Raw genomic sequence first — 5,649 nt, 5'->3', positions numbered from 1 at the left:
GCGCCCCGAGATCCCGAAGCGAGCCCCGGAACAGCAGGTTGGTGAGGCTCCCGTAAAGCGAGAACAGCAGCCCGATATCCGAGACGGCGCTCTGCAGGGCGCGCGTGTCCCGGGGCACGTCGCCCATCACCTTGGTCCAGAGGCCGGGGCCGACCAGGGGCTGGGAGCGCTGGAGCAGGTCGCGGGTGAAGGATTCGCGGCGGCGGTTCGAGACCCGGTCGACGATCTGATCGCCCTGCACCACCAGGGCGCGGGCGAGGCGCTGGGTCTCGTCGATGCGGGTGACGGCGGCCTCGCGCTCGCCGCGCTCGGCGGCGACATCGGCGCTCTCCTGGGTGTCCTTCGGCTTCGGACCGAGCTGGGCGAGGCGCTCGCGCGCGGCCTCCAGCGGCGCGTCGAGCCGGGTGACCAGGGTGCGGATCTCGTCGGTGACCGTGACGGCGCTGTCGCGGATGGCCGTGAGGTCGGCCACCGTCAGGTCCGTATGCCCGAGCTGCTTCTCGCGGGCGTCGAGCTCGGCCTTGGCGGCGTCGAGCTTGGCCCGGACCTTCTTGAACTGCTCGGGGATCTCGGCCTTGGCGGCCGGCGGGGCTGCGGGCTTCGCGTCGGACGGCTTCGCGCCGGTCGCCTGCGCGTCGGGCGCCTTCGTGTCCGGCGCCTTGCCGTCCGCGGGCTTGGCCTCGGGCGCGGGCTTGGCGTCCGCGGGCTTGTGATCCGCGGGCTTGGCGGCGGGCGCCGGATCCTGGGCGAAGGCCGGCAGGGTCAGGGCCGCCGGGGTTGCGAACACCAGCGCGGCGAACAGAACGAGCAGGCGGGACAGGCGCGACGCGCCTTCCGGCTTCCGGATCCGCGCTGGGATATGATGCATGAGCAACCTCTCGTCGGGCGCACGGCGGCCGGCCGGGGTCCGGCATCGGCGAATCGGCGGCGATCGGGGACCGGGCGGGCCTCCTGGCGGCCGGGCGCTCTGGGCGAGCAATAGGGCGAAAGCGTGCCCCTGCCCACCCCGGCGCCGGATCCGGCGCCAGCCGGCCGCTGTGGGTGCGTCCCCGCGGCCCATCCGGAAAAGCTTCACAAGGGTGTCACGCTGGGATTAGATGAACACCTGATGGACAGGGCCTTTTCGTCGCTACGCGAAAGGGCGCGGCCGGTGGCGATGCCGGCCCGGCCCGGCCGCGTTCCGGATGCTACCGCATCGACCGGCGCCCCCGCGCGCCGGCCCGCCGCCCTGTTGTTCCCTCCGCCTCTCCCGTCAAGCCGTCGCTCCGCGCGCCGGCTCGTCCTGCATCGGCCGCGGGCCGGTTCGGACGGGCCGGCGGGGCGGCGGCCTGGTCCCGCGCGTTCTCCGCGCCAGAGCTAGTCCGAAGAGTCGCGCCGATGATGGATCTCCAAACCCTCGTCCTCAACGCGGATTATCGGCCGCTCTCGTACAATCCGCTCTCCCTCTGGTCGTGGAAGGACGCCTTCACGGCCCTGTTCCTCGACCGCGTCACCCTGGTGGCGAGCTACGACGTCGAGGCACGGTCGCCCTCGCGCTCCCTGCGGGTCCCGAGCGTGGTGGCGCTGAAGAACTACGTGGCGCTGGCCCGCAGCCCGGCCTTCACCCGCTACAACATCTACCTGCGCGACGGCTTCAGCTGCCAGTATTGCGGCCTGCGGCTGCCCTCGGGGGGCCTGACCTTCGACCACGTGGTGCCGCGCTCCCGGGGCGGGCTGTCGAGCTGGGAGAACGTCGTGGCGGCCTGCTCGCCTTGCAACCTGCGGAAGGCCAACCGCACGCCGGCCGAGGCGGACATGCCGCTGATGACCGAACCCCGGCGGCCGACGCGCTACGAGCTGCACCACCGGCAGCCCGAGTTCGACCACCGCCAGTACCATCACACCTGGCTCGATTACCTGTACTGGGACAGCGAGCTGGAGAACTGAGCGCGGCCCGCGGCCCTTACCAGACGGGCTCGCGGCGGGGCGGCTCGTTGTACATCGGGACGTTGGGGTTGCGCGGCAGGTAGTCCCGTATCAGCACCGGCGGCGGGACGGCCGGCACCGGCCGGACCCGCACGACGCGGCGGACCACGCGCGGTTCGGCCCGTTCTCCCGGCCATGCCGGCGAGGATGCGAGAGCAAGAGCGACTCCGGTGAGGAGCAGGCGTCCGGCCCGCAAGCGGAACAAGGCGCGCATCAGAATTTCAGGGCCGCGCCGGCGCGAACGGTATTCAAGTTGACCTTGTGGCCATCGAAATCACTGAACAGCACATATTGATATTCAGCACGCAAGAGTATGTTCGGTGTAATCGCATACTCGATGCCAGCCCCTGCCGCGACACCGCCGACCACCTTGGTTTTCGACTGAGACTGGATCGACGTGTAGGGCGTGCCGTTGTAGGGCGCCGTGGAACTGAAACTCGTGTAGCCGAAGCTGTTCACATAGGTCGGTGTTCCGGCCAGATTCGCATTGTAGGCGTTCAGGTTGAACCCATAGTTCTGATAGGTCGTCGTATCGGCAATCCGCGCCCGTCCGATGGCCACGCCGCCGGTCACATAGGGGAGGAAGTTGCCCAGCGCGTATCCGACTCGCGCGCGGAGCGTGCCGTAATCTTCGACTCGGGTTGCCGTCGATCCGGAGAGATTCACCGCTTGATAGAAGCCTGCTGCGGTGGTCTGGCTGCGCGCAAGCCCATCGCTCGACACGCCCATCCGGTCGAAATAGGTGTAATCGGCCTCGACGCCGAAAACGAACTGGTCGAACTGAGCATTGTAGCCGGTGAAGGCACCGAGGCTCCCGGAGCCCACCCGCGTCGACAGCGGATTGAGCAGCGTCGACGCGCGAAAATCGGATTCGCCGGTCGTGTCGTGCGAGTCGCGGTAGATCAGCGGCTGCAACGCGCCCCGACTGCCGAGGCCCGCCGACGTGTATCCGCCATGGACGCCCAGATACACGCCGCTCCAGTCGACCACCGGAGCCGGGACCGGATCGTAATCGGCGCCGCGCAGGTAATCGTAGTCCAGATCGGCGGCGCGGGCGGTGTTCACGCCGCAGAGACCGAGAACCGCCAGCAGCGGAAAGGTGACGGTACGCATCGGGATCGTCCTGGGACAGCAAGAGACGGCAGCGGATCGAGCCTCACCCCGGTGATACGTCGGTAACCTTAATTCTCCGTTGCTGAACACGATGACGGATTTCCAATCCGGAGATCGCAATCCCGGCGTGACGCGTCGGGTATTGCCGGCGTTCAGGCCCGGATCGACCGGAACGGGGCGTGGAAACGCGAAACGGCGCGGAGAGCCTCCGCGCCGTTTCGCCTGTCGGTGGGATCGGGACCGAGGCCCGATCAGTACTTGCGCACCAGCGGGCCGGGGATCGGCTCCGGCATCAGCGGCGGCAGCGGGGCCGCCACGAGGCCGCCGAGGTAGTAGCGCAGGCCGATCTTCACATCGTGCGCCTCGATGTCCTTCACCTTGATCGCCTGCAGGCTGCCGGTGCAGCACGGCACGAAGCCCGGTCCCGTCTCGGCCTTGCCGAGGTTCAGGTAGCGGTAGGCCAGTTCGATCTTCAGCGCGTCGGTCACGTTGTAGGCGAGACCGGCATGGAGCGCCCAGGCGAAGCTGCCGGTCGTCTTGTCCTTGTAGAACTTGCTGCCGCTGTTGGTGTTGTACACCGCGTTGCCGTTCGGGTCGTAGACCGGGGCGTACGGGATGCAGCCGCAGCCGGCATTGGTGTAATCGTAGGCGTAGGTCGGGCTCGTGAATTGCTGGTTCGTCGAGTAGCTCGAGACGTGGTTGAAGGCGTAGCCGACGCCGCCGCCGATGAACGGCGTGATGCCGTACCACGTGCCGAGGTCGAAATAGGCGTTGGCGAGCACCACCGCGGAATCGAAATTTCCGCTCGACTTGTTCACGCCGTACGACCCGAGCCCGTTGTCGAAATCGGGACCCTTGTAATACTCGCTGCCGCGCAGGCCGGTCGAGTAGCGGTACTCGCCGGTGATGTCGCCGCGCAGGAACGGGGTGAACTGGTAGCCGACGCCGACGCCGGCAAAGCCGCCGCCGCCGATCGTGTTGCCGAAGGCGCGGTTGGCGTCCGGATAGCCGGTGTAGTCGTAGGCGTCGCTGTAGCGCGGACGGGTGTAGATGCTCGCGCCCACGTCGCCGCGCAGGTACCAGCCGCCGCCGACCTCGATCGGCGGGGGCGGGGGCGGAGGCGGCGGCGGAAGCAGCAGATCCGCGGCCGCGGCGAGGCAGGGCGCGCCGACGCTCGCCGCGAGCGTCAGGCTACGCACCAAAGCGTTCAGCTTGGAGCGGGCCATGGAGATTCCTTCACTGGACTCGTGAGCCGGACGCGCGGCGCGCGGTCCCGGGGTACGCAGCGAAGGATGGAAGCAACGTCTTAAATCCGGCTTAACGTTAAATGTTAGGCTTGCGCATCCGTTGCCGGCCTGTCGAAACCGTTATCCGGACGCGACTTGCTTGCCTCTGCCGCCGGGGATCCCCAGGTTGGTCCGGTTCATCTGTCTTGGATGGGACCCATGCGCCCCCCGACCATCGCCGCCCGGCTGCCCGGGCTCCGCACCGGCTGACATCCCCATGGGTCCCGAGGACGTACGCATCCTGGCCCCGATGCTGCCCGAGACGGTGACGGGCGCGCACAGCGGCAACCCGGATTTCCGGGTCGGCGGCCGGGTCTTCGCGACCCTCTGGGTCGAGGAGGCCCGAGTGGTGCTGCGCCTCGCGCCCGCGGATCAGGCCGCCCTGTGCGCGGCCGAGCCCGATCTGTTCACGCCCCTGGACGGCGCCTGGGGACGCCGCGGCTGGACCAATCTCGACCTCGATCTCTGCGACGAGGAGACCCTGCGGACGGCGCTGCTGGGGGCGTGGCGCGTGACCGCGCCGCCCGAGTTGCGCGCCGCCTACGCCGCGGCCTGACCGGTCAGGCCGCGGCGCGGGTCACGGCGTCGACCACCTCGTCGACCACCGCGTTGACGAGGCCGCGGTCGTCGCCCTCGGCCATGACGCGGATCACCGGCTCGGTGCCCGAGGGGCGGATCACCAGGCGGCCGGCATTGCCGAGCCGCTCGCGGGCATGCTCGATGGCGCTGACCACGCTGTCCTGGCGGAGCGGCTCGCCGCTCCGGTAGCGGACGTTCTTGAGGATCTGCGGCAGCGGGTCGAAGCAGTGGCAGACCTCGCTCACGGGCCGGTTCTGCCGCTGCACCACGCTCAGCAGCTGCAGGGCCGCCACGAGGCCGTCACCTGTGGTCGTGTAGTCCGACATGATGATGTGCCCGGACTGCTCGCCCCCGAGATTGTATCCGTGGGCGCGCATGTGCTCGAGGACGTAGCGGTCCCCCACCGCCGTGCGGGCCAGGGTGAGACCGAGGCCGCCGAGATAGCGCTCCAGGCCGAGATTCGACATGATCGTTGCGACCACACCCGGCTGCGTGAGGCGCTCGTCCTCCTGCCAGGAGCGCGCCACGACCGCCATGAGCTGGTCGCCGTCGACCACATGCCCCTTCTCGTCGACGATCAGCACCCGGTCGGCATCGCCGTCCAGCGCGATGCCGATATCGGCCCGGCGCTCGCGCACCTTGTCGATCAGCGCCGCGGGCGCGGTCGAGCCGACATCCCGGTTGATGTGAAGCCTCCGGCTCGGGC

6 protein-coding genes and 1 pseudogene are annotated in these 5,649 nt (G+C 69.2%); 2 read left to right on the top strand and 5 right to left on the bottom strand.

Annotation, left to right across the window (positions count from 1 at the left end; genetic code table 11):
- Positions 1-868 (bottom strand): DUF3772 domain-containing protein (locus tag I53_RS02805; RefSeq protein ID WP_043346386.1); only part of this gene is annotated, 868 nt, incomplete at its 3' end.
- Between the two features lie 509 nt (positions 869-1,377).
- Between I53_RS02805 and I53_RS02800 the strand changes: the two genes are divergently transcribed.
- Entirely contained in the window at positions 1,378-1,926 is a 549-nt protein-coding gene (locus tag I53_RS02800; protein WP_043346385.1) for an HNH endonuclease, read from the top strand.
- A 16-nt stretch (positions 1,927-1,942) separates the two neighbouring features.
- On the opposite strand, the gene I53_RS35655 is transcribed toward I53_RS02800, so the two are convergent.
- The 3 genes from I53_RS35655 to I53_RS02785 all read right to left on the bottom strand — a co-directional run bounded on the left by I53_RS35655 (position 1,943) and on the right by I53_RS02785 (position 4,304).
- Positions 1,943-2,074, bottom strand: a complete 132-nt coding sequence (locus I53_RS35655) for a hypothetical protein (protein WP_286009566.1) — start codon at positions 2,072-2,074, stop codon at positions 1,943-1,945.
- Positions 2,075-2,178: 104 nt separating this feature from the next.
- Positions 2,179-3,078, bottom strand: coding sequence for an outer membrane beta-barrel protein (locus I53_RS02790; RefSeq protein WP_043346383.1), 900 nt, complete (start codon positions 3,076-3,078; stop codon positions 2,179-2,181).
- Positions 3,079-3,329: 251 nt separating this feature from the next.
- Positions 3,330-4,304 carry an outer membrane protein gene (locus I53_RS02785; protein ID WP_043346381.1) on the bottom strand — a complete coding sequence of 325 codons (975 nt, stop codon included), beginning with the start codon at positions 4,302-4,304 and terminating at the stop codon, positions 3,330-3,332.
- Positions 4,305-4,581: 277 nt separating this feature from the next.
- Here I53_RS02785 and I53_RS02780 point away from each other — a divergent pair, with 277 nt between their 5' ends.
- On the top strand, positions 4,582-4,920 hold the full coding sequence (locus I53_RS02780) for an MmcQ/YjbR family DNA-binding protein (RefSeq protein ID WP_043346378.1): 339 nt from the start codon (positions 4,582-4,584) through the stop codon (positions 4,918-4,920).
- Between the two features lie 4 nt (positions 4,921-4,924).
- On the opposite strand, the pseudogene glmM reads toward I53_RS02780, so the two are convergent.
- A pseudogene (glmM, locus tag I53_RS02775) lies at positions 4,925-5,649 on the bottom strand (phosphoglucosamine mutase); the annotation flags it as partial.

It is taken from the genome of Methylobacterium sp. B1, from assembly GCF_000333255.1.
GTDB lineage: Bacteria > Pseudomonadota > Alphaproteobacteria > Rhizobiales > Beijerinckiaceae > Methylobacterium > Methylobacterium fujisawaense.
The sequence above is the reverse complement of the archived record's forward strand: the minus strand, read 5'-3'. Positions and strand labels throughout refer to the sequence as shown.

Excerpts from the sequence above, each read along its gene's own strand:
- I53_RS02800 (WP_043346385.1), top strand. The coding sequence starts at position 1,378 with ATGATGGATCTCCAAACCCTCGTCCTCAACGCGGATTATCGGCCGCTC.
- I53_RS02790 (WP_043346383.1), bottom strand. The coding sequence starts at position 3,078 with ATGCGTACCGTCACCTTTCCGCTGCTGGCGGTTCTCGGTCTCTGCGGC.
- I53_RS02785 (WP_043346381.1), bottom strand. The coding sequence starts at position 4,304 with ATGGCCCGCTCCAAGCTGAACGCTTTGGTGCGTAGCCTGACGCTCGCG.
- I53_RS02780 (WP_043346378.1), top strand. The coding sequence starts at position 4,582 with ATGGGTCCCGAGGACGTACGCATCCTGGCCCCGATGCTGCCCGAGACG.